This window comes from Micromonospora sp. NPDC049799 (genome assembly GCF_040656655.1).
GTDB lineage: Bacteria > Actinomycetota > Actinomycetes > Mycobacteriales > Micromonosporaceae > Micromonospora.
Genome location: NZ_JBFAMU010000045.1, coordinates 1 through 20,605 on the forward strand (window position 1 = coordinate 1; position 20,605 = coordinate 20,605).

Sequence of the window (20,605 nt, forward strand, 5' to 3'; positions counted from 1 at the left end):
CGTGCGCTCCCCTACGCCGCGCGGGCTCGTGGCCGCGCGGCCCGGCCGGCTGCCGGCCCACCACACCCACGGTCAACTGCCTGTCGTTCTGCGGCGGCCCTTGGGCTTCACGCTTCCGCGCCAGCCGCCGGGCGTAGGCGTGTCGGCCGTGTGCGACAGCTAAGCGGCCGGCGCGCGCCTAGGCGGCGGCGCGTGCGGCCCCTTGCGGGCCGCCTTGAAGACGTACAGAAACTTTGAACCACATCGCCGGCAGCCCGGCCGGCTGGCTGTCCGAATGGGCAGTGCTGAGGGGACAGTGGTGGCGTTATGGTCTGTGCATGTCGCTGGTTCCGTGGGCCTATGAGGTCTCCCGCCAAAACCTGTCGGGCATCCTGCCTCGTCGTTGGGCTCACGTTCAGGGCGTCGCCCAGAAAGCACGGACCCTCGCTGCGGCTGTCGGTAACGATGCTTCCCTGCTTGAAGCCGCAGCGATCCTTCACGATGTCGGCTACGCGCCTCACCTGGCCGTGACTGGCTTTCATCCGCTCGACGGTGCGGTCTATCTGAGGGGTATAAACGCGCCGGAAAGACTCGTCCATCTCGTCGCGCATCATTCCTGCGCTGTCAGAGAAGCCCGTCTCCGCGGGCTGGAAGGGCAACTGGCCGAATTCCGGGACGAAGAGGGGCCAGTGAGAGACGCGTTGTGGATGTGTGACCTCACCACCACACCTGACGGAGAGCCTACAGATTTCGCGAGCAGGGTCGCCGAGATCAAGGAGCGGTATGGCCCCAGCGACATGGTCACCGCCTTCATAGACAGCGCCCAGCAGGATTTGGCTGACGCCATCACTAGGACGACAAGCCGCCTCCGCGAATTCGCCGGCTAGCCCAGGTAGGGCGCGTCGCGTTCCAACCCGTGCATGATTCGTAGGAGCATGGATGGATGTATCGGCAGAGCCTGAAGGCTCGCCGGCTCGACCCATTTGACCTCCGTTGACTCGCTACTAGTTCGGATCCTGCCGCCGACTAACCGGGCACGTAGACAGATCGAGAACTCCTGCCGCACTTCGCCGTTGTCATAGGCGATCACGTGAGCGGGATCCGAGTAGATGCCAGATATCCCGGTGGGTTCCACCTGGAGGCCAGTCTCCTCGTCGACTTCGCGGACGGCTGCCTGTGCAGTCGACTCCCCGACGTCCTGTGCGCCTCCAGGCAAGGCCCACAGGCTGTTATCGGACCGTCTAATGAGTAGTACGCGCCCTTGTTCGTCCTGGACGAAGACTGTCACGGCCACCACGAGGGAGTTGGCCTGCGGGGCGGTCGGATCGTTCAGATAGTCAGTCTTGGGCATCTGCTAGCTCCCGCTTTCGCTTGGTGTCGCCGAATGCCACACTGCCTCAAAGCTGTCCGCGTAGGTGTTGAAGAGGCCGTAAGCTGCCGTCTTACGCAGATGCATCGCCGGCGCCATGGGAGCGGTCTTGCCGTAGACGTGAGGATTCACAATCATGTCGTTGTCGAAGCGGTAGATCGAGTTGTAGAGCACCGTCGAATGGTTCCGTACCTCGACATTCGGCACGCCACCGAGCGACCTGAAGAAGGCGTTCGCCTGATCAATCTTCGCCGAGATCGTCTCCGGTCCGATCCCCTCATCAACACTCCGTTGCTTGACCGCATTGCTGTCCCGATTGCCTAGCAGTATGCGTATCCTCCCGCCAGATGCCGCCTTCTTGCGCAAGCGGTCCAGGAGATCAGGCTTCTCGGTCAGGAACATCCCGACGTACACAAGGATGCCTACCTCGGCTGTTGCTGCGTCGAGTAGTCGATCCCAGAGGTTTGGCGGCACCGCTCCGCGTGTGGGATAGAACTGGACCACTCCGGCAGAGTCCGAAACCTCGGCGGCGGCTCTGTTCGCACCTGGCCACAGGTAGTCCTCGTCCTCCTTCAGCCGCTTCGCGATCTTAAAGCGGGTACGAGGATGCGGAACCCTGCCGGCAAGCCAACGGCTCACGGTCTTGACGTCGCATTCAGTGAGAAGCGCCAGTTCGGCCGTTGATACCCGAGACCGCTCAAGCGCGTCTCGCAGACGATCGTTTGCCATCGTCGCTCCTCACGATGGGGACGTTTTCACCACTATAAACGTCCCAAGCGTCCATGCAAAGCCGTTCCGACGTCACCCGCGTCGATGTCTTCTTGAAGTGCGAGCGACAAGCCGCACAAGAGCAGTCGTCCACTGGGGATGCGCTCAGACACAGGAGGTCTGTTGTGAAGCTGTACGTGGACACCACGAGCAAGCAGGTGACGGCGTCGAAGGACCCGGAGCCGAAGAACGACCAGAACGGCAACCAGAAGTCCGAGAAGAACACGGGCCGGCTCATGTGGTCCACCCAGGTCTTCGTCCTCGACGAGACGGGCGGGGAGGTCATCACCATCACCACGGCGGGTGAGAAGCCGAGCGTGAAGGTGGGTGACTTCCTGGCCGTCGAGCAGTTGGAGGCCATTCCGTGGGCGACCAACGGGCGTAACGGCGTCGCGTTCCGGGCGGTGTCTCTGAAGCCAAAGAACGGTTCTGCGGCCAAGTAGGTCCATCGCACGACGTGCTGTGTGTGCCACTGGTGTCCGTGGCCACCAAGCTAGCGGCCTGACGGTCCGCTGAACCCCACCTCAAGACGGTTCCGGGAGTTGTTCCTGACTCCTACTTCTCCCGGTCCGGTCGCCACCTGGCAGTGGTGACAACCCCAAAGAAATGGCCCGGGGTCGGTACTGACTCCTACGTCTGCCGACCCCGGTGCCGCCTACTCATCCGACCCAACTGGCATTGGGAGGACTCGTCGTGTCCAAGTCTAGCCCCCGCCGCTTCGGCGGCAAGTCCACCGCAACGGTGACGGTCATCGAGGCCAAGGTTCACCGTTCCTCCGCGCGCAACGCCAAGATGGCGTTCATCCTGACGGCGGTCATCGTCGGCGTTCTGTCGGCCGTGGTGGCCGCTTCCTACTGGCACCCGATCGTGGCCCTGTTCGTCGGTGCCCTGATCGGCGTTTCCTGCGGCGCTGTCGTCTGGCTGCTCGTCCGCGTGTGGCCGGTCATCCGGCTGCTGTGGTGGTGGAGCCCAGAGGTGTTCCTGGCGGTCGTGCTGCTCACCGCCTGGGTGCAGCTCGCCAACCACACCCCGACCCTGGTGACCCTGGTCGTGGTCGCCCTGGCCGTCGGCGTCCCCGCCGCCATCACACCGGTACGCCGCCAGGTCACCGCCTGGACCTGGTGCCTCGTGGTGAGGCATCGGCTGCGCGTGTGCTTCGCGCAGTTCATCATCGCCAACCAGTCCGGTTCGCTGCCGCTGATCCTGTGGGCCAAGCCCACGCCGGTCGGTGAGCGGGTCTGGGTCTACCTGCGTCCCGGCCTGTCGGCCAAGGATCTGGAGTCCCGGCTCGACAAGATCGCGGTGACCTGTCACGCCTCCACGGTGCTCATCGAACGCGCTTCGGAGAGCAACGCCGCCTATCTGCGGTTCGACATCAAGCGCCGCGAGGTGCTCAACGCCCGCGTGGGCTCCCCGCTGGTCGACGTCATCGACCCGACCGCACCGGTCTCGGCGTCGCCGCTGACGGTGCCCACCGCCCTGGACCTGCCGGACGTCGACGCACCGACGATCACCCTCCCGGCACAGGGCAAGCCCGCCGGCAAGAAGCCGGCCACCACCGCCAACGGCAGGAAGCCCGCGGCTTCCGAGTCGTCCGACGCGGACGACGTCTCCGACTGGATCTGATCCCACACCAACCCCGGGACGCGAGGAGCCCTGCGGCTCGTTCGTGTGGCTTCTCGCGCCCACCACTCGCCCAAGGAGGGCACCCATGACCACGATTCCCACCACCGCTGGGGCGGTGCCGGTGGGTGCTGGCCTGTCGATGTTCGACCCGGTGTTCATTGGCATCGACGAGTTCGGCCAGCCCGTCTACCTCGACGTCGTCTACCACAACCTGCTCGCCGCCGGTGAGCCCGGAGGCGGTAAGTCCGGCCTGGTCAACAACATCTGCGGCCATGGCGTCCTGTGCGACAACACCCGACTCGTGCTCTTCGACGCCAAGCTCGTCGAACTCGGCCCCTGGCGCGACCTGGCCGATGCGTTCATCGGCCCCGACATCGACCAGGGCATCTCGGTGCTGCGCCGGCTCCTGGTCGTGGCCACCAACCGCTACACCTGGCTCCTTGCGAACCGGCGCCGCAAGCTCGGCCCCGACGACGGCATGTCGGTCATCCTCACCGTCATCGACGAACTCGCCATGTACTCCACGGTGCTCGGCACCAAAGCCCAGCAGGAAGAGTTCTCCACCCTCCTGCGAGGACTGGTCTCCCTCGGCCGGGCCTGCGGCATGCCCGTCGTCGCCGCTACCCAGCGCCCGTCGTGGGACATCATTCCCGCCTCGCTGCGGGACCTGTTCGGCTACCGGGCCGCGTTCCGGTGCACCTCGCTGAACAGCTCCAACATCATCCTCGGCCAAGGCTGGGCCGAGCAGGGCTACACCGCCTCCGACATCGCCCCCACCAACCAGGGCGCGGCCTACCTCCTAGCCGAAGGCGGCATCCCCCGCCGCATCAAGGCCGCCTACCTCACCGACACCGACATCTACAACATCGCCGACTACGCCGCCTGGACCCGCCGCCCCACCGGCACACCCACCCCGGCAGTCGACCCGACCGACTGGGAGATGGCGGCATGACCACCCGCGAACGCACCTACGCGCGTGCCAACAACCAGAAGGCCGCGCAGTACACCGAGCTGTGGATCATCGGCCGTCCCGAGGACATCGCCGCCATGGTCCAGGTCGCCTCGGCCAGCGGCCGACTCGTCTTCGCCTCCGCACCCACCGCCATGGGCGGTGACGACACCCGGCACCGCCGCTACCTGCGGCTGCGCACCACCTGAAACGGCCGACGGAACCGGCCTCAGCCCTGGAAAGCGAACCGGTTCCGCCGACCTCCACCAACAGCCCCGAAAGGACGTGGCTGCCATGAAGGCTACCCAAAAACCACCCACCACCGCCGAGGTCACTCCTGCTGACCTGCTGCGGATGGCTGCCCTCTACCTGCGCCGGCACGGCTGGACCCAGAGCAGCTACTACGACATCTACGCCCCCGCCGACCTCCTCACCCCGCCGGCCTGCGCCGCCGGGGCCATCGGCATCGCCTGCGCCGGCCACCGCGTCGAGCACTTCTCCCAGCTCGACGGCGGCACCCTCGCTGACTACCTCGCCGCCCTCGGCGCGTTCGTCGACTACCTCGACACCACAACGCCGGTCTTCGCTGTCGACGAAGGCGGCTTCGTCATCGACGAGAACACCTCTCCCTACTCGTGGAACGACGACCCGGCCCGCACCGCCGAGCAGGTCATCACCGCCCTACAGGCGGCTGCCGACGAGTGGGACCGCCTCCACAGCCAGGGAGGCGAGGACTGATGTTCACCGTCAAGGCGTCCTTGACGCGCACCCCACGTCAGAAGCGCCGCGAGGTCGTCGAGAACGACGCCTTCGCTGCGTTCGCCCGGCGCATCATCCGCGCCCACGGCCGCCGCGTCGCTGCCGGTGACGTCGAAGCCCTCCGCGACCTGGTCGCCCTGTCGGCCAACCTCGACGACGCCATCGGAGACGCCGTTGTCGGCCTGCGTGCCTTCGGCTACTCCTGGGCCGAGATCGGCACTCGCCTCGGCATCTCCAAGCAAGCCGCCCAACAGCGCTGGGGCGGTGAGAAGCCGTGACCGACTTCGCCGAGCACACCGGCCTACAAGTCCGCTTCTACGACCCGCTCGGCACTCGCCACGGGTTCCCCACCTTCCCCTACTTCATGGCCCCCACGGGCCTGGCCACCCGCCGCCAGTTGCGCGCCGCCGGCCTTCGACCGGGCGGACATGACCCGGTCGCGCAGATCCTCTGGCGGCGCGGCAAGCGCGTCGCCTACCTCTACCGCCTCGACCTGGCCGCACCCAAGCGCACCGCCACCGAGGCCCAGCGGGCCGCCATCGCCAAGGCGCTTCGCGCCCGCCGTACCTGCCGCGCCTGCGGCGTGGTGCAGCCCTACTACATCCCCCGCCGCTACGGCTGCTGCTTTGACTGCCACGAAGGGAACCCGTCGTGAGCTTCAACCTTGCTGATCCGTGCCTGTGGTGCATCGAGGGCAGCTCGCCCGCCGGCACCCACGACATCCTCGGCCCCGTCTACAAGCCCTGCCCCGCCTGCCTCGGCCCCTGCGCCCTCTGCGAAGGCGACGGCCTGTTTCCAGCCGACTTCGTCTGCATGCCCTGCTTCCGCGAGCAGCTCGCCGCCCAAGGGCTGGCTCCGATCATGTGCGCCCACTGCTCCGGCGTGGTCGACCTCATCCCGCTGGACACCATCCCGGCCCCGGAGGTGACTGGTCATGTCGACCACTGATCCCGCCGCCGTCACCGAACAGTTCGCCGCCGAGTACGCCCGCAACGCCGTACCCGCGATGCTCAAGGCGATCTCATCCATCAAGCGCTACAACCGGTTCGTTCTGCTCGGTGCACTACTGACCAGCTACCTGCACCAAGCCCACTACCTGTGGACCCAAGACGCCGGCTACTTCGCCTACCTGGTTCCGCTGATCTTCGACGCCGCGATGGTGTCGATGCTGACCGTCGTTCGCACCTCCGGCATCGCCAAGGACGCCAAACGCGGAGCCCTGGTCGTCTTCGCCTGCGCCGCCCTGTTGTCGGCCACCATCAACTTCGCCTCACCCGGAAGCCTCGGCCTGCGCCTGGTCTTCGCCCTGGTCGTCGTCCTCGTCATCGGCGTCGAACTCGTCGCCGGACGCATCCGACCCGACTTCGCCGCCATCGAAGCCGAAGCCGCCGCCCTGCTCACCGCCGCCCGCAACCTGGCCGCCAAGCCCGAGCAGAACACCGAACACATCCCCCCGGCTGTCACGCCGGACACCACACCGCCGCTGGCCGTCGACACTGCGGCCGTCGTCGACACCCCGCCAGCCGCCGCGCCGGCCACCATCGAGGCACCCGCGCTCACACCGATCCCGGCCGCACGGCCGGAGGTCCCGGCGCACCTGGTACCCACCGCCCGCTTCGCCACCCGCCAGCACGAGCAGACCCACGGCCGACCCATCACCGCCGACGAACTCGCCGCCCTGCTCTCGGTCACCCCGGCCATCGCCCGGGAACTGCTGCACACCATCAACGGCCACAGCACGGCCACCGTGAACGGCACCCCGCTCGGTGGTGCCCGATGACCATCTACGTCGTCGACATCGAACACATCACACACACCTGCCCGGCCTGGCCTGACGAGCCGCACATCTACGACACCCGCCGCACCGTTATCGACGTCATCCCCGGCGGCCCCTGCCGCACCCCGGTCACCATCCGCTGCGGCGACACGACCGCCACCATTCCCTGCTACCGGCACGAACCGGCCGCCCGCCAGTGCGGCGCCTGCCGGATCATCGTCACCCAACACACCATCACCACCCGGCACCTCGACGAGGTGTCCGCCTGATGGCTTCGACGTTGGACCTCACACCCCGGACCGCTCTGGCCCGGGGTGTGGGCTCGAACGCCGACACCACACCCGTCTACGCCTACACCGCCGAAGGCTCCGCCTTCCTCCGCGCCACCCAGCCCGACTACTTCGGATGGCTGGAGCACGTTCGCGCCGCCGCCGGCTGCACCCGCCCCATCCGCCTTGCCGGCCAACTCCTCACCATCGAACAGAGCACCGGCCGCGTCGTCGAGCAGAGGCACACCGACGCCATGCCCGACGCCGCGATCTACACCGCCTGCGGCAACCGCCGCGCCACCGTCTGCCCAGCGTGCGCGCAGACCTACCAACGCGACGCCTTCCAACTCCTGCGCGCCGGCCTCGTCGGCGGCAAAGGTGTTCCCGAGTCGGTCGCCTCGCATCCGGCGGTGTTCGCCACCTTCACCGCACCGTCCTTCGGGACCGTCCATGCGCGGGTGGTCAAGCGGCACACCTGCGGCAACCGGAAGCGCTGCGACTGCCGCGCCGAGCCCTGCCACGCCCGCCGCGACGTCGCCCTCTGCGAACATGGCCGCCCGGCAGTCTGCTGGGCTCGCCATGAATCCGGTGACGCGGTGCTCGGGCATCCGCTGTGCCTGGACTGCTACGACCACGACCACCAGGTTGTCTGGAACATCTTCTCCGGCGAGCTGTGGCACCGCACCAAGCAAGCCGCGGAACGCTACCTAGCGAAGCTCGCCCGCCGCCGAGGTGTTCCCCGCGTCGAGGTCGTCACCGCCTCGGGCAACATCCGCAAGGTCCCGCCGGTCCGGCTGTCACCGGGCAAGGTCGCCGAACTTCAAGCACGCGGAGCGGTGCACTTCCACGCCATCGCCCGCCTCGACGGCATCGACGGCCAGGACCCCGACGCCATCGTCCCGCCACCGGCCGGGTTCACCATCGACGACCTCGTCGACGCCCTGCGCCACGCCGCCGCGCAGATCGCCTTCCACAGCCCCAACCACCCGGACCGGCCCGAGGGCTGGCCGATCGCCTGGGGCGAGCAGGTCGACCTGGAGCCGATCGCCACCGACGGCACCGGTGAGGTCACCGATGGCATGGCCGCCGGTTACCTTGCCAAGTACGCCACCAAGAGCACCGAGGCCACCGGGCACACGAGCACCCGCCTGACCGCCGAATCGATCGGGGACTACGCCGACCCCGACGGGGACCACATCGCCCGCCTCATCGACGCCTGCTGGCGCATCGGCCGACCCACCGGCACGCCCGTGCCGCTGTCGGAGCGGCCCCGTGACCCCCGGCCCCGGCCCGGCTTCGTCGACCGCTGGGAGTGCCCCGACTGCGGCACCCACACCCGATACGCCGCCTGCCCCACCTGTGTCGCCGCGCGTCAAGCCGCCCTTGACGCTCAACCCGCCAACCGGCCGCAGGCCACCAACCCTTACGCCCGGCTACGGCGGTGGGCTCACATGCTCGGCTACGGCGGCCACTTCCTCACCAAAGCCCGCCGCTACTCGGTGACCTTCCAACTCCTTCGGGATACCCGAGTCGCTTTCCGCCGACATGAGGACCAGGTCCACGAGCACCCTGCCGCCGGCGGCCAGCTCGTCGACCGGCTCGACGAGGACGACACGACGCTCATCGTCGGCACCCTCACCTTCGCCGGCGTCGGCTGGCACACCTCGGGTGACGCCTTGCTCGCCAACACCGCCGCCGCCATGGCCAGAGAGCGACGAACCGCCGGCCGCGAAGAACTCGCCCACGAACTCGCCACCACCCCCGCCGGCACTACGCCGGCCGCCGCCTGACGACACGAAAGGATGACCGTGACTGCGCGAGAGCTCGTCGACGAACTCTGGTCCGTCGAAGACGTTGCCGCCTTCCTGCGGGTGCCGGTGGAAACCCTCTACCGCTGGCGCAAGGTGAAGTACGGCCCGCCGGCTGCCCGCATCGGCCGGCACCTGCGCTACAACCCGGCGGAGGTCCGCGCCTGGGTGAGAAGTCGGGTGGCCTGAGCATGGGCCACATCGAGGATCGCTGGTACCGCACCGCCACGGGCCCGGACGGACGAGCCAGGCGCGAGAAAACGGAGCGGCACGGCACTGGCAAGCGCTACCGCGTGCGCTACATCGGCCCGGACGGGCGGGAGCGGAGCCAGTCCTTCCCGGATCGGGGCAAGCGGGACGCGGAAGCCTTCCTCGTCTCGGTCGAGTCGGACAAGCTGCGCGGCGCGTACGTCGATCCGGCGGCCGGCCGGATCACCTTCGGCGAGTACGCCGAAAGCTGGCTTCGTACCCGCAGCTTCGACGAGTCGACCCGAGAGACCACGGAGATCCGGGTACGTCGGCACCTGCTGCCGTACTTCGGCAACCGCCAGCTGGCCGCCATCAAACCTGGCCACATCCGCGAGTGGGACGCCAGCCTCGTCGGGAAGCTCGCCCCGTCGACCCGGTCCGTGATCTTCGCTCACCTGCGCACCATCCTCGGTGCGGCCGTCGACGACGAGCGGATTCCGAAAAACCCCTGCGCCGCTCGGTCGGTCAGCCAACCTCGGCCAGTCGAGCGCCGCGTGGTGCCGTGGAAGCTCGACGACATCGCCGCCATCCGGGCCGGCCTACCCGAGCGCTATCGGGCCGTCGTCGACCTCGGGGCCGGCTGCGGCATGCGACAGGGTGAGGTCTTCGGCCTGGCCGTCGACGACATCGACCTCGACGGCGGTTGGCTGCACATCCAACGTCAGGTCAAGCTGGTCCGCCACCGGCTCGTCCTCGGCCTGCCCAAGAACAACCGGGACCGGCGAGTGCCACTGCCGGCGTCGGTGGCCGACGTGCTGCGGCAGCACATGAAAGACCACCCTCCGCTGACCATCACCCTCCCGTGGGAAGACCCGGCCAGCACGGAGCAGGTCACCACCGACCTCATCCTCACCACCACCTGGCGTAAGCCGATCAACCGCTGCTGGTTCGACGCCAAAGCGTGGCGACCGGCCGTCACGGCGGCTGGCATCGTGCCGACCCGAGCGACCGGCATGCACGCGCTCCGGCACTTCTACGCCTCGGCCCTGCTCGACGCGGGGGAGAGCATCAAGGCCCTCGCCTCCTACCTCGGCCACTCCGACCCCGGATTCACACTCCGGGTGTACACGCACCTCATGCCGGCCAGCGAGGAACGCACCCGCAACGCCATCGATCGACTCTTCCGGCCCAACCCTGCCGACGGCCCCGACACGGCCTGAGACGGGGGAGCGGTCACATTCGCCCAGCTCAGAGCATGCGTACCTATCAGAATCCGGCGTACAGGTCGACTCGTCCGTCGTCCACCAGCTCAGAGACCGCGTCTACCAGGTCACCCACCGGCGCGAGGCGTGTATCGCCACCAGCCGTGGGAGCGTGGACCAGCTCGTAGCCGGCGCCTAGTGCTCCAGCCGGGGATCGTGATCACGGCTGGGCGAGGGCGTGCCGCTGCGTGTTGGCTGTCACGGGCGAGGCTTAGTGACAGCGCCGACCGTGTATTCAGAAAAGATCTCGCCGAGGACGCGCTGCGCGCTCGCGAATTCTTCCGCGTCCTCGGGATCTTCGAATGTGTAGGAACAGGTGGCGAGCGTTTTCCAGAGGGCCCAGCCACGTCCGCGCGCCCATGTCGCATCATCCACCGACAGCCGCTCGCGAAACGCCTGCCGGCCGTCAGCGGTCAGCAAGGTCCAGGCAATCGCCAGATCGCAGGCTGGGTCACCGACGCCGCATGTCCCGAAGTCGATGACGGCCACCAGTTGCCCGTCAGCAAGCAAGAGGTTTCCCTCGGCGATGTCCCCATGGAACCAGCGGTCTACACCGTCCCAGCAGGCGTTGAGCGCCCTCGCCCAGATCTCGCACACCAGCTCGGCATCGACGTGGCCGTCCAACTCCGCGAGCGCACGCTCAACTTTCTTGTCGTAGGTGCGCAGGGTGCCGCCCCGGAACCAGTTGTGGACACCCGGCTGCGGACCCTCAGCGGCGTCGACGCTCTGCAGGGCCGCCAGGAACTCGGCGAGGTCGATCGCGAATCGGACCGGGTCGGCGATGCGGTCCACGCTCGCACGTTGGCCGTCGAGCCACCGGTAGATCGACCACGGATAGGGGTAGCCCGCATCTGGCTTGCCTTTCGCCACCGGGGCGGGGATGGGCAGCGGCAGCCGAGCGGCGAGGGCCGGGAGCCACCGATGTTCCTTGTCGACCGCCAGGGCGTACTCTGCCGCGCTGGGCAGACGCACCAGCCTTTTGGGGCCGAGGTGGAAGGTCCAGTTGTCCCAGCCGCCGTTGGCTACCGGCTCAATCGGGAGGTCGGCCAAGTGCGGGAACTGGTCGGCGATGAGCCGACGCACCTGTTCCGCGTCGACGGTGATGCGCTGCGGCAGGGGACCGAGATCCGGGATATCACTCACTGAGCCGTCCTCGTTGACCATCGAAGGTGGGCGCGATGTGATGCGCGAGCGAAAGCAGCCACCGTCGATCATGGGTGGTTGCGTGGACTGACTCATGACGCAGCGGTGGCTGCCGGACACAGGGTAGACGCCCAGCGATGGCGGGTGTTGTTCGACGACTTGATGTTGACCATCGGAGAGCGCCTAGCAACGGCCTACGTGGTGAACCGCCGGCCTCCAGCGTTGGCGGCCTGGCCGGCTGCCGGCCCACGACCGTGACAGGTCGGTCACAGACGTGCGTGACGCTCGGCCGAGCGCTTCGTCGCTAGGCTGACAAAAGTGCCGATCGATGCGGAGCAGGCCCGACAGGCGTTGGCGAAGTGGGACGGTTTTCCGGTCCACCGGGAGCCACGCCCGATCGTGCTGACGGAGCTGGGCGTCATGGCCCTCGACCGGCTCAGGGCGGACGCCCGGTGGCGAGCGTTGTTCGATGACCCTGGCGTTCCGGAGTCCGAATTTGCCGCCGGAGATCGTTTCGGCCGCGATCGACTACTGCCGTAACGTGCAGACCGGGGCGCCGAGGCCGTTGGCGCGCCTCATCTGGGCGAACGGGCCCTTCGCCACCGATCGCGGCCTCCGCGAGCTTCCGGCGTGGATGATGTATCCCGACAACCGGAGATGGCCGTTCATCGCCCTGGATCCTGACTTCGAACGTCGGATGACGTGGTGGCCGCCGGGCCTGAGCGCTTACGGTCATCAGGAATCCGTGCTCGCGGACGACGGGCTCACTCTGACGTACCGGTTCACGGGAACACCCGGGCAATATGCCGACTATCCCTACGCTGAGGCGTTCGAGACGGACAAGGCGGTGCTCGTCCAGCCGGTGGAAGTGCCCCTTGACGGGCCGAGCGGCATCCGGCTGGCCTACGCGGAGGAGCGCGAGGTGGATGTGCGTCTGGCCGCGCCGCTCGGTGACCGGGTCCTGATCTGCGTCGCGCACGGTCCCGGCTCCTCCACGTTCGGCTCGCCCAGAACGGTGGTCACCTCAGCCTGATCGGCCTGATTCGACGTGGCGATCGCCAGGCGGGCCGTCCAGGTGCCAACGGGCTTGCTGTGCCCGGCTTTAAGCACGCGAGGCGAGGCAGTGGGGGAAACTCGGACAATGACCGCAATGCCCCCGGAGACGTGGTATCACCGATGCCTGGGCTGGCACGCCCCCGCCCTGCGGCGAGCCGTCATCGTCGCCTCCATCGGGCTCGTCGTCGCGCTCGCGCTCCTGCCGTTCATGACATGGCAGTTGGCCGCGGTCGGGGGCTGGGACGCCGCCGCACTCGCCTTCCTCGTCACCATCTGGCCGGTCATCCTCCGAGCGGACAGCTCCCACACCGAGATGCTCGCCATGCGTGAGGACGAGACGCGGGTAACCGCAGCGGTGCTGCTGGTCGGGGCGGGCGTCATCAGCCTGCTGGGTGTCGGCCTCGCCCTCAGCCTCGCCGGTCGGCAGGGCGGCACAGTGCGGATGCTGCTCGTCGGCGTCGCGATGCTGACCGTCCTGCTGTCGTGGACCGTGGTCAACACGGTGTTCACCCTGCGCTACGCCGACCTGCAATTCGGATCGACGACCGGGGGGATCGGCTTCGGCGGCCAGTCCGAGCGGGGGCCGACCACCTACCGCGATCTGGCCTACGTCGCCTTCACGATCGGCATGACCTACCAGGTGTCGGACACGACCATCAGCGATCCGCGGATCCGGGGCAGCGTGCTGTCCCATGCCGTCCTGTCGTACGTCTTCGGTGTGGTGATCGTGGCGGGTTCCGTCAACCTCGTCGCCGACCTGGCCCGCTGAGTCCCCTTTGGGCGTACCGGAGGCGAGGTCACGCCGCCGGACGCGGGACCGGCGGTACGGTCACTCGACGACCGTCGGCGACGAGCAGGCCGCGGCAGTAGGGAGACGGTGGTGCGGATCTTCGTCGCCGGGGGAACAGGGGTCGTGGGTCGACCCCTCGTCGAGGCGCTGGTGGAACTCGGTCACGACGTCACGGCCAGCACCCACCGGAGCGAGAACTGCTCCGTGGTGGAGGCACTCGGGGCGCGGCCGGCGTTGATGAACGGGCTGGACGAAGCCGCGGTGCGGCAGGCGATCCTCGGGGCGGAACCCGAGGTGATCGTCAACCAGATCACGGCGCTCTCCGCACCGTCCCGGGATTACGGGAAGTGGTTGGAGGTGACCAACCGGCTGCGCAGCGACGGCACCAGGTCGCTGATGGCGGCGGCCCGTGAAGCCGGCACCCGTCGGGTCGTCGCGCAGAGCGCCAGCTTCATGACCCAGCCGGTCGGATCGGGGCCCACGGACGAGTCGGCGCCGCTGTACCTGGACGCTCCGGAGCCGATCCGGAGCCACGTCCAGGCGAACGTCGCGGCCGAGGCGCTGGTGCTGGACACACCGGGAATCGAGGGAGTCGTCCTTCGCTACGGGTTTCTGTACGGTCCGGGCACCGCGATCGGGCCGGGTGGCGAATGGGCGACCGCGGTCGGGTCGGGCGACCTGCCGATCGTCGGCGAGGGCACCGGCCGGTATCCGTTCGTGCACGTCCGCGACGCGGTGTCGGCCACCGTGCGGGCGGTCGACAGAGGAAGCCCCGGCATCTACAACGTCGTGGGGAACGAGCCCGCCCCCCAGGCCGAGTGGCTGCCCTACCTGGCCGAGATCCTGGACGCCCCTCCGCCGCGGCGCATGTCCGAGGAGGAGGCCGAGGAGCAGATCGGCGTTCAGGCCGTGTACTACGGCGCCCAGCTCCGGGCGGCCAGCAACGCCAGGGCCAAGTCCGAGCTGGGTCTGAACCTCGCGTACCCGTCATGGCGGGAGGGGTTCCGCGAGCTGTTCGGCTGATCGTCGGAACCCAGTGGCTACGGTGTGCGTCTCGACGGTAGAAAGCGGCATGACGTCCTGGACCCTGGCCCCGGAAGCCTTCGACTCGCCCGACGCCAGCAGCCTGCGCCGTGACTACTACGACGAGGTCGCGAGCCGGTACTGGAAGCGGCCCGCGACCTCGCAGGAGATCGAGCAGGGTCTGGCCGGGGACGGCGTCGAACAGCTCACCCCGCCCACGGGCCAGTTCGTCGTCGGCCGCTTCGGCGGGGAGGCCGCGGCCTGCGGCGGAGTGCTGATGCTGGACGCCGAGCGCGCCGAACTCACCCGTGTCTACGTGCGTCCCGCCTTCCGCGGGAAGGAGGGCGCCGGCCTCCTGCTGAAGCTGCTGGAGGAGCAGGCACGCACGCTTGGCGCTCGTCGGATGGTCCTCAACACCCGCCTCGATCTGACCGAGGCCCGCGCGCTGTACGTCCGCCACGGATACGCCGAGATCCCGGCCTATTGCACGGGTCCGTACATGGAGATCTGGTACGGCAAGGAACTCCACGCCGCCGGGTAACCCGGCATCTCCGCGGTCAGTCGTGCTCGGGGGCGCCGGTCACCCGGTGGGACGCCGCCTGCATGACCTCGGTCACCAGCCGCCGCACGTGTCCGCCCCTCGCGCGGTACAGGGCGCGGCGGCCGTCCCGTCGCACGCTCACCAGGCCGGCCAACCGCAGCTTGCCGAGGTGCTGCGACACCGCGGGTCGCGCGGCACCCAGGGCGGCCACGAGTGCGGTCACGTCGTGTTCGTCGTCGCTGAGGAGCCACATCAGCCGCAACCGCGTGCCGTCGGCCAGCATCCGCAGCATGTCGGTGGCCGCCTCCACCTCGTCGCCTTCTGGGAGGCGTTGTTGCAGCTCACTGGCACTTGCAACATTGTCGCGTGCGTACATGAGCACATATTATCGCCGGCAAGAGGCGGTGCGAACCGCTTGCGCAGCCGATGTCTGGGGGAGCGGTGCACGAGCACGGTCACGGGCATGAGCATCGGGCGGCACACCACCATGACCACGACCACCGTGGCCGCCCCGGAGTCTGGTGGCACCGGTTGCGACATGCCGTGGTGCCGCACTCGCACGACTCCCGGGCGACGATCGACCCGGCCCTGGAATCCTCCCGGGACGGGCTGCGGGCGCTGTGGATCTCGCTGGTCGGTCTCGGTGTCACGGCCGTCGCCCAGGCGGTCATCGTCGTACTCTCCGGCTCGGTGGCGCTGCTCGGCGACACCCTGCACAACGTTGCCGACGCCCTGACCGCGGTACCTCTCGGGATCGCGTTCCTGCTCGGCCGGCGGGCCGCCACCCGGGCCTACACCTACGGCTACGGCCGAGCCGAGGACCTCGCCGGCATCGTCATCGTCGTGGTCATCGCCGCCTCGGCCGTCGCTGCCGGATGGACCGCGATCACCCGGCTGCTGGAGCCCGCCGAGATCACCCACGTGCCGTGGGTCGCCGCCGCCGGGATCGTCGGCTTCGCCGGCAACGAGCTGGTCGCCCGCTACCGGATCCGGGTGGGCCGGCGGATCGGCTCTGCCGCCCTCGTCGCCGACGGCCTGCACGCCCGCACCGACGGTTACACGTCGCTGGCGGTCGTCGCCGCGGCCGGCGGCGTCGCGTTCGGTTGGCGCTGGGCTGACCCGGTGGTCGGCCTGGTCATCGCCGTCGCCATCGTCTTCGTGCTCAAGGACGCCACCCGCGAGGTCTACCGCCGCCTGATGGACGCGGTCGACCCCGCCATCGTCGACAAGGCCGAGGCCGCGCTGCGTGCCGTGGACGGTGTCCGGGACGTCGCCACGGTCCGGCTGCGTTGGATCGGCCACCGTCTGCACGCCGAAGCCGACCTGGTCGTGGACGCCCGCCTCAGTCTCGTCGACGCGCATGCCATCGCCGCTGACGCCGAGCACCAGCTCACCCGCGCGGTGCCGAGGCTGACCACCGCTACCGTGCACACGGATCCGGACAGCCACCCCGGCGGGCACCACCACGTGAACCTCTCGCACCAGCGCCGAGGGCCGGGAGGCACCTGACCATGAAGGCTAGGCTCCTGCCGTGAACAGCGCCGACGATCATGGCATGGCCGTGAGTGGACCCTCGCCCGATGTTCGTATCGGCACCCCGGAACGTCGGGCGGCGGAGTTCGCGCTCGAGGTGCACCTGAGCGAGAAACGACTGGACTCCGACGAGTTCGAGCGGCGGGTGGAAGCGTGCCAGCACGCACGTAACCAGGCGGAGCTGTTCCGGATATTCGCCGACCTTCCCGCGCCCCATCCGGGGCTGCCGTCGTCCACCGTTCCGCCGACCGAAGCCGATCAGGACATCGACATCCCCGCTGTCGCGGTGGCGGGCTGCCTGACGTTGGGGCTGGGCCTGCCGGTGACGGTCGTACTCGGGTTCGCCTACGGCACCTGGTGGGCCCTTGCCGTACCGGTCGCGGTGACGGTGGCGATGACCTACGTCGAACATCTGCGTCAGCCGCCCCGAGCACCGATCCAGAGCAGCGAACACGACTGACACGCACCTCACGACGGAGCGATCCAGCCGGCCGTACCGACGCACGCCTCGTTGCCCTCGGCGTCGGCCAGCACCCAGAACGACGGCGCCGCCGCGTCGCTGACCAGTCGGCCACCGGCGGCCAGCGCCGCCGCGATCCGCGCCTCGGCCCGGTCGTACGGGACCCAGACGTCGATGTGCATCCGGTTGCGCTGCGGGCGGGGCGCGTCCATCGTCTGGAACCACAGCATCGGGCCACGGCCGCGCGGGTCGATCAGGTCCTCGGTGCTGTCGGGGCGGTCGGTGTAGTCGAGCAGGGCACGCCAGAACGGCAGCACGTCGGGCCTGACGAGAGCGTCGACGGTGACCTGGACGGTCTGCACGGCCGACGGGTCGGCGGGGATCCCGAGGTCCCGGGCCGCCGCCGAGATCCGTCGTGCCAGCTCCACGTCGCGTCCGGTCAGTCCGTAATGGTCGGGCGTGATGGTGACCAGCCGGACGGTGACGGCGTCGTGGCGTACGTCGACGTCGGGATGGTGGGCGTCGAGGTCGGACAGCTCGGAGATCGCCTGGACCAGCCGCGCGCCGACCGGGAAGGATCCGGTACGGAAGCACGCGCACGCGCCTTCACCCACCACCCGCCAGTCCTCGACACCGGACGCCTGGTGGAACTGCTCCGGCGTGAGCCGTCCGGTCGTACCGCTCGCCACCTCGGTCACGTCTCCGCCCTCCGATCCGGGGTGCCCGTGCGGCATCCCCCGGACGAGTGTCACCCGCGATCCCGACACCCTCTGTCGGGATCGCAAGGAGGAAGAGCCATCGATACTCTGCGCGGCATGCATCGAAGCCGCGTGTTCGCCTTGATCATCGACGCCCCCACCGACGAGGCCGCGCAGGCGACGGCCTTCTGGTCCGCCGCCCTCGGTGCCCGGGCCGAGCCGTACGCGCCGGAGCCCCAGTTCACCACCCTGCACGAGGCCCTATCGGGCATCATCACCGCCGTCCAGGCGGTCGACGACGCACCCCGGTTCCACCTGGACATCGAGACCGACGACGTCGAGGCGGAGACCGCCCGGCTGCTCGCCCTCGGCGCTGTCCAGGTGGCCCGGTGGCAGGAGTGCCGCGTACTCCGGGCGCCGGGCGGACACCTGCTCTGCGTCCTGCCGCAGGAGACGCCGCCGGAGGTCTTCGACGCCGACGCGCGCACCTGGCCCTGACCGGGCAGCCACCACCCGACCGGAGCGGGCACGGCATGTCGGGTCTCGGACCCTCTCGCCGACCTAGCGTGGTCGGCGACAGGGAAGGAGGTCCGGGTGCTGGAGCGGTTGAACCAGGTCATGGACCACATCGAGCGGCACCTCGGCCAACCGGTCGACGTGGCCGAGTTGGCGCGGATCGCGATGACGTCGGAGTACCACCTCCGGCGACTCTTCTCCGCGCTGGCCGGCGTCGGGCTGTCCGAGTACGTCCGTCGCCGGCGGCTCACGGTCGCGGGCGCGGAGGTGCTCGCGGGGGAGCGGACGCTGCTCGACATCGCGGTCCGCTACGGCTACGGCTCCACCGAGGCGTTCGCCCGCGCGTTCCAGGCCGTGCACGGCGTCGGCCCGGGAGAGGCCAGGCGTACGGGGGCGGCACTGCACTCCCAGCCCCGGATGTCCTTCCGACTCATCGTCGAAGGGAGCAGCAGCATGCGATACCGGATCGTGCAGAAGGACGGGTTCCGGCTGGTCGGCCGGAAGGCCCGGGTTCCGCTCGTGCACGAGGGCATGAACCCGGCGATCGTCAGTTTCGTCCGGGGTCTCGACCTGGAGACGAAGGGACGGATCGAGGCGCTGTCCGACCAGGAGCCGCGGGGCGTCGTCAACGTCAGTGACGGCCTGACCGGCAGCCGCGAGGAGGGCACCGAACTGGACTACTGGTACGGCGTGGTGACCGGCGCGGACGCACCGGACGACCTGGACGCCCTGCCGGTGGCGGCGGGAACCTGGGCGGTGTTCGAGACCTCCGGGGCGTTCCCGGAGGCGGTGCAGCACCTGTGGCGGGACGTGTTCACGCAGTGGTTCCCGTCCAACCCGTACCGCAGCCGGCCCGGACCGGAGATCTCCCGTACGCGAGTCTCGGCCGACGGCACCCACGCGGACGCCGAGCTGTGGATCCCGGTCGAGCGGGTACCCATCTGACGCTCAGCCGTCACCGGGGCGGCGGGCGGGGACCCGCAGGTCCGCGAGGACACCGAAGTGGTCGCTCGCCCACACGCCGTGGACCGGCCGGTCGAAGATCCGCCGGCAGTCGACCACCTCCAGGCTCGGCCCGTGGGTGCCGCAGCGCACCATGACGTAGTCGATCCGGCGGCCCGTCTCCAGCGGCATGGTTCCGGTCCGCTGGAGCGGGTTGACCGGGGTGAACGTGTGACCCGGGTCGTGCGGGTGCACGGCGGCCCAGGCGTCCTGGTAGGCGACGCTGAAGCCGTGCAGGGACTGCCGGCCGGTCCAGAACCGGACGCTGGCGGAGTCGTCGGTGTCGTCGAGGTCACCCATGAGGACGACGTGCAGGTCCCGGCCGCCGAGCAGCCGCTCGACGAACCGGGCGGCTGCCACCGCCTGGAGTTCGCGCTCGTGGGCGTACCCGATCTGGTGTGCCGGCTTGTGGTGGACGACAAGCACCGTCCCGACCGGTGGCGGCATCTCGACCTCCGCCACCACCACGGCGGACCAGGGAAGGTCGACGCGTTCGGTGACGTGCAGGTCCAGTTCGCGTACGGTGCCCAGCGGCCATCTGGTGGCCAGCGCCGCGCCGACGCCGTCGGCGGACCGTCCGCTGTGCCGGGCGACGTGCCAGCCGTCGCCGAGCAGGTCGGCCGCCTGGTCGTAGCCGTTTCCCCAGACGGTCTCCTGGAGTGCGACGACGTCGGGTCGCAGCCGGGCCAGCCCGTCGGCGAGCACCGGGCGGCGGCGGTCCCAGTCCGCGTTGTCCGGGGCGAACAGGTTCATCGTCACCACGCGTAGGTCGTGTTCCATGCCGTACGAGTTACCCCCGCCCGGGAGGGGCGGAACGGGACACACCCCTATGTAGAGTTCCGATATAGTCCCGCGCATGCGGATCACCATCCCGGTCGCGCGGGTGCTCGCCGCGCTGCTGGCCCAGCCGGAGACCGAGCACTACGGGCTGGACCTCATGGCGACGACCGACCTGCCCAGCGGCACCCTCTACCCGGTGCTGCACCGGCTCCGGGCGGCAGGTAGACGCCGGCGGCGAGCATCGCGTGGAAGAACGCCTTGAACGCGGGCACCTGCTGGGTGCGGGCGCTGTCGTAGTCGACCACGTC

At 69.1% G+C, this 20,605-nt stretch carries 29 protein-coding genes; 23 read left to right on the forward strand and 6 right to left on the reverse strand.

Annotation, left to right across the window (positions count from 1 at the left end):
• The first annotated feature begins 317 nt into the window (after positions 1–317).
• Positions 318–866 (forward strand): HD domain-containing protein, encoded by a 549-nt coding sequence (locus AB0I76_RS06395; RefSeq protein WP_357030582.1) that lies wholly within the window; start codon positions 318–320, stop codon positions 864–866.
• Here AB0I76_RS06395 and AB0I76_RS06400 read toward each other — a convergent pair.
• Complete coding sequence (locus AB0I76_RS06400; protein WP_357030585.1) at positions 863–1,330, reverse strand: NUDIX domain-containing protein; 468 nt, start codon at positions 1,328–1,330, stop codon at positions 863–865. The genes AB0I76_RS06395 and AB0I76_RS06400 overlap by 4 nt on opposite strands.
• 3 nt (positions 1,331–1,333) lie before the next feature.
• On the reverse strand, positions 1,334–2,077 hold the full coding sequence (locus AB0I76_RS06405) for an XRE family transcriptional regulator (RefSeq protein ID WP_357030588.1): 744 nt from the start codon (positions 2,075–2,077) through the stop codon (positions 1,334–1,336).
• 164 nt (positions 2,078–2,241) lie between these two features.
• Here AB0I76_RS06405 and AB0I76_RS06410 point away from each other — a divergent pair, with 164 nt between their 5' ends.
• The 13 genes from AB0I76_RS06410 to AB0I76_RS06470 all read left to right on the forward strand — a co-directional run bounded on the left by AB0I76_RS06410 (position 2,242) and on the right by AB0I76_RS06470 (position 10,713).
• Entirely contained in the window at positions 2,242–2,559 is a 318-nt protein-coding gene (locus tag AB0I76_RS06410) for a hypothetical protein (RefSeq protein WP_357030591.1), read from the forward strand.
• A 298-nt stretch (positions 2,560–2,857) separates the two neighbouring features.
• Complete coding sequence (locus tag AB0I76_RS06415; protein WP_357030664.1) at positions 2,858–3,742, forward strand: hypothetical protein; 885 nt, start codon at positions 2,858–2,860, stop codon at positions 3,740–3,742.
• Between the two features lie 85 nt (positions 3,743–3,827).
• Positions 3,828–4,694: an FtsK/SpoIIIE domain-containing protein gene (locus AB0I76_RS06420; RefSeq protein WP_357030594.1), complete on the forward strand. Its 867-nt coding sequence runs from the start codon at positions 3,828–3,830 to the stop codon at positions 4,692–4,694.
• Positions 4,691–4,900: a hypothetical protein gene (locus AB0I76_RS06425; protein WP_357030597.1), complete on the forward strand. Its 210-nt coding sequence runs from the start codon at positions 4,691–4,693 to the stop codon at positions 4,898–4,900. The genes AB0I76_RS06420 and AB0I76_RS06425 overlap by 4 nt, the downstream gene beginning before the upstream one ends.
• 85 nt (positions 4,901–4,985) lie before the next feature.
• Entirely contained in the window at positions 4,986–5,429 is a 444-nt protein-coding gene (locus AB0I76_RS06430; RefSeq protein ID WP_357030600.1) for a hypothetical protein, read from the forward strand.
• On the forward strand, positions 5,429–5,728 hold the full coding sequence (locus AB0I76_RS06435) for a hypothetical protein (protein ID WP_357030603.1): 300 nt from the start codon (positions 5,429–5,431) through the stop codon (positions 5,726–5,728). The genes AB0I76_RS06430 and AB0I76_RS06435 overlap by 1 nt, the downstream gene beginning before the upstream one ends.
• A complete protein-coding gene (locus AB0I76_RS06440; protein ID WP_357030606.1) occupies positions 5,725–6,105 on the forward strand; it encodes an RRQRL motif-containing zinc-binding protein in 381 nt (126 codons plus the stop codon). The genes AB0I76_RS06435 and AB0I76_RS06440 overlap by 4 nt, the downstream gene beginning before the upstream one ends.
• Positions 6,102–6,398 carry a hypothetical protein gene (locus AB0I76_RS06445; RefSeq protein WP_357030609.1) on the forward strand — a complete coding sequence of 99 codons (297 nt, stop codon included), beginning with the start codon at positions 6,102–6,104 and terminating at the stop codon, positions 6,396–6,398. The genes AB0I76_RS06440 and AB0I76_RS06445 overlap by 4 nt, the downstream gene beginning before the upstream one ends.
• Positions 6,385–7,230, forward strand: a complete 846-nt coding sequence (locus AB0I76_RS06450; RefSeq protein ID WP_357030612.1) for a DUF2637 domain-containing protein — start codon at positions 6,385–6,387, stop codon at positions 7,228–7,230. The genes AB0I76_RS06445 and AB0I76_RS06450 overlap by 14 nt, the downstream gene beginning before the upstream one ends.
• Positions 7,227–7,496 carry a hypothetical protein gene (locus AB0I76_RS06455; RefSeq protein WP_357030615.1) on the forward strand — a complete coding sequence of 90 codons (270 nt, stop codon included), beginning with the start codon at positions 7,227–7,229 and terminating at the stop codon, positions 7,494–7,496. The genes AB0I76_RS06450 and AB0I76_RS06455 overlap by 4 nt, the downstream gene beginning before the upstream one ends.
• Entirely contained in the window at positions 7,496–9,286 is a 1,791-nt protein-coding gene (locus tag AB0I76_RS06460) for a replication initiator (protein ID WP_357030618.1), read from the forward strand. Before AB0I76_RS06455 ends, AB0I76_RS06460 begins: the two co-directional genes overlap by 1 nt.
• A 12-nt stretch (positions 9,287–9,298) precedes the next feature.
• Positions 9,299–9,493, forward strand: a complete 195-nt coding sequence (locus AB0I76_RS06465; protein WP_357030621.1) for a helix-turn-helix domain-containing protein — start codon at positions 9,299–9,301, stop codon at positions 9,491–9,493.
• A gap of 104 nt (positions 9,494–9,597) precedes the next feature.
• The gene (locus AB0I76_RS06470; protein ID WP_357030624.1) at positions 9,598–10,713 is read left to right on the forward strand and encodes a site-specific integrase; all 1,116 of its coding nucleotides are present in this window, start codon (positions 9,598–9,600) and stop codon (positions 10,711–10,713) included.
• Positions 10,714–10,953: 240 nt separating this feature from the next.
• Here the strand turns inward: AB0I76_RS06470 and AB0I76_RS06475 are convergent, their stop codons facing one another.
• Positions 10,954–11,970 (reverse strand): aminoglycoside phosphotransferase family protein, encoded by a 1,017-nt coding sequence (locus tag AB0I76_RS06475; RefSeq protein WP_357030627.1) that lies wholly within the window; start codon positions 11,968–11,970, stop codon positions 10,954–10,956.
• Positions 11,971–12,367: 397 nt separating this feature from the next.
• Between AB0I76_RS06475 and AB0I76_RS06480 the strand changes: the two genes are divergently transcribed.
• The 4 genes from AB0I76_RS06480 (at position 12,368) to AB0I76_RS06495 (ending at position 15,308) form a co-directional block, all read left to right on the forward strand.
• A complete protein-coding gene (locus AB0I76_RS06480) occupies positions 12,368–12,931 on the forward strand; it encodes a hypothetical protein (protein WP_357030630.1) in 564 nt (187 codons plus the stop codon).
• A gap of 108 nt (positions 12,932–13,039) precedes the next feature.
• Positions 13,040–13,723 (forward strand): DUF1345 domain-containing protein, encoded by a 684-nt coding sequence (locus AB0I76_RS06485; RefSeq protein WP_357030633.1) that lies wholly within the window; start codon positions 13,040–13,042, stop codon positions 13,721–13,723.
• A 111-nt stretch (positions 13,724–13,834) separates the two neighbouring features.
• Positions 13,835–14,767 carry an NAD(P)-dependent oxidoreductase gene (locus tag AB0I76_RS06490; RefSeq protein ID WP_357030636.1) on the forward strand — a complete coding sequence of 311 codons (933 nt, stop codon included), beginning with the start codon at positions 13,835–13,837 and terminating at the stop codon, positions 14,765–14,767.
• Positions 14,768–14,816: 49 nt separating this feature from the next.
• The gene (locus AB0I76_RS06495) at positions 14,817–15,308 is read left to right on the forward strand and encodes a GNAT family N-acetyltransferase (protein ID WP_357030639.1); all 492 of its coding nucleotides are present in this window, start codon (positions 14,817–14,819) and stop codon (positions 15,306–15,308) included.
• Positions 15,309–15,324: 16 nt separating this feature from the next.
• Here the strand turns inward: AB0I76_RS06495 and AB0I76_RS06500 are convergent, their stop codons facing one another.
• Complete coding sequence (locus tag AB0I76_RS06500; RefSeq protein WP_357030642.1) at positions 15,325–15,684, reverse strand: metalloregulator ArsR/SmtB family transcription factor; 360 nt, start codon at positions 15,682–15,684, stop codon at positions 15,325–15,327.
• A gap of 155 nt (positions 15,685–15,839) precedes the next feature.
• Between AB0I76_RS06500 and AB0I76_RS06505 the strand changes: the two genes are divergently transcribed.
• Both AB0I76_RS06505 and AB0I76_RS06510 read left to right on the forward strand, forming a co-directional pair.
• Positions 15,840–16,817 (forward strand): cation diffusion facilitator family transporter, encoded by a 978-nt coding sequence (locus AB0I76_RS06505; RefSeq protein ID WP_357030646.1) that lies wholly within the window; start codon positions 15,840–15,842, stop codon positions 16,815–16,817.
• A 22-nt stretch (positions 16,818–16,839) separates the two neighbouring features.
• Positions 16,840–17,301, forward strand: a complete 462-nt coding sequence (locus tag AB0I76_RS06510) for a DUF1707 domain-containing protein (protein WP_357030649.1) — start codon at positions 16,840–16,842, stop codon at positions 17,299–17,301.
• 8 nt (positions 17,302–17,309) lie between these two features.
• Here the strand turns inward: AB0I76_RS06510 and AB0I76_RS06515 are convergent, their stop codons facing one another.
• Positions 17,310–18,053, reverse strand: a complete 744-nt coding sequence (locus AB0I76_RS06515; RefSeq protein WP_357030652.1) for a VOC family protein — start codon at positions 18,051–18,053, stop codon at positions 17,310–17,312.
• 63 nt (positions 18,054–18,116) lie between these two features.
• Here AB0I76_RS06515 and AB0I76_RS06520 point away from each other — a divergent pair, with 63 nt between their 5' ends.
• A complete protein-coding gene (locus AB0I76_RS06520) occupies positions 18,117–18,497 on the forward strand; it encodes a VOC family protein (protein WP_357030655.1) in 381 nt (126 codons plus the stop codon).
• Between the two features lie 96 nt (positions 18,498–18,593).
• Positions 18,594–19,460 (forward strand): AraC family transcriptional regulator, encoded by an 867-nt coding sequence (locus AB0I76_RS06525; RefSeq protein ID WP_357030658.1) that lies wholly within the window; start codon positions 18,594–18,596, stop codon positions 19,458–19,460.
• A gap of 3 nt (positions 19,461–19,463) precedes the next feature.
• Here AB0I76_RS06525 and AB0I76_RS06530 read toward each other — a convergent pair whose 3' ends face one another.
• Complete coding sequence (locus tag AB0I76_RS06530) at positions 19,464–20,297, reverse strand: endonuclease/exonuclease/phosphatase family protein (protein ID WP_357030661.1); 834 nt, start codon at positions 20,295–20,297, stop codon at positions 19,464–19,466.
• Positions 20,298–20,373: 76 nt separating this feature from the next.
• Here AB0I76_RS06530 and AB0I76_RS06535 point away from each other — a divergent pair, with 76 nt between their 5' ends.
• A complete protein-coding gene (locus AB0I76_RS06535; protein WP_357030667.1) occupies positions 20,374–20,559 on the forward strand; it encodes a hypothetical protein in 186 nt (61 codons plus the stop codon).
• Positions 20,560–20,605 lie beyond the last annotated feature (46 nt).

What these genes read in the sequence shown, in the direction of transcription:
- AB0I76_RS06395 (WP_357030582.1), top strand. Translation starts at nt 318, where the DNA reads ATGTCGCTGGTTCCGTGGGCCTATGAGGTCTCCCGCCAAAACCTGTCG.
- AB0I76_RS06400 (WP_357030585.1), bottom strand. Translation starts at nt 1,330, where the DNA reads ATGCCCAAGACTGACTATCTGAACGATCCGACCGCCCCGCAGGCCAAC.
- AB0I76_RS06405 (WP_357030588.1), bottom strand. Translation starts at nt 2,077, where the DNA reads ATGGCAAACGATCGTCTGCGAGACGCGCTTGAGCGGTCTCGGGTATCA.
- AB0I76_RS06420 (WP_357030594.1), top strand. Translation starts at nt 3,828, where the DNA reads ATGACCACGATTCCCACCACCGCTGGGGCGGTGCCGGTGGGTGCTGGC.
- AB0I76_RS06425 (WP_357030597.1), top strand. Translation starts at nt 4,691, where the DNA reads ATGACCACCCGCGAACGCACCTACGCGCGTGCCAACAACCAGAAGGCC.
- AB0I76_RS06430 (WP_357030600.1), top strand. Translation starts at nt 4,986, where the DNA reads ATGAAGGCTACCCAAAAACCACCCACCACCGCCGAGGTCACTCCTGCT.
- AB0I76_RS06435 (WP_357030603.1), top strand. Translation starts at nt 5,429, where the DNA reads ATGTTCACCGTCAAGGCGTCCTTGACGCGCACCCCACGTCAGAAGCGC.
- AB0I76_RS06450 (WP_357030612.1), top strand. Translation starts at nt 6,385, where the DNA reads ATGTCGACCACTGATCCCGCCGCCGTCACCGAACAGTTCGCCGCCGAG.
- AB0I76_RS06455 (WP_357030615.1), top strand. Translation starts at nt 7,227, where the DNA reads ATGACCATCTACGTCGTCGACATCGAACACATCACACACACCTGCCCG.
- AB0I76_RS06460 (WP_357030618.1), top strand. Translation starts at nt 7,496, where the DNA reads ATGGCTTCGACGTTGGACCTCACACCCCGGACCGCTCTGGCCCGGGGT.
- AB0I76_RS06465 (WP_357030621.1), top strand. Translation starts at nt 9,299, where the DNA reads ATGACCGTGACTGCGCGAGAGCTCGTCGACGAACTCTGGTCCGTCGAA.
- AB0I76_RS06475 (WP_357030627.1), bottom strand. Translation starts at nt 11,970, where the DNA reads ATGATCGACGGTGGCTGCTTTCGCTCGCGCATCACATCGCGCCCACCT.
- AB0I76_RS06480 (WP_357030630.1), top strand. Translation starts at nt 12,368, where the DNA reads ATGACCCTGGCGTTCCGGAGTCCGAATTTGCCGCCGGAGATCGTTTCG.
- AB0I76_RS06485 (WP_357030633.1), top strand. Translation starts at nt 13,040, where the DNA reads ATGACCGCAATGCCCCCGGAGACGTGGTATCACCGATGCCTGGGCTGG.
- AB0I76_RS06495 (WP_357030639.1), top strand. Translation starts at nt 14,817, where the DNA reads ATGACGTCCTGGACCCTGGCCCCGGAAGCCTTCGACTCGCCCGACGCC.
- AB0I76_RS06500 (WP_357030642.1), bottom strand. Translation starts at nt 15,684, where the DNA reads ATGTACGCACGCGACAATGTTGCAAGTGCCAGTGAGCTGCAACAACGC.
- AB0I76_RS06520 (WP_357030655.1), top strand. Translation starts at nt 18,117, where the DNA reads ATGCATCGAAGCCGCGTGTTCGCCTTGATCATCGACGCCCCCACCGAC.
- AB0I76_RS06530 (WP_357030661.1), bottom strand. Translation starts at nt 20,297, where the DNA reads ATGGAACACGACCTACGCGTGGTGACGATGAACCTGTTCGCCCCGGAC.
- AB0I76_RS06535 (WP_357030667.1), top strand. Translation starts at nt 20,374, where the DNA reads ATGCGGATCACCATCCCGGTCGCGCGGGTGCTCGCCGCGCTGCTGGCC.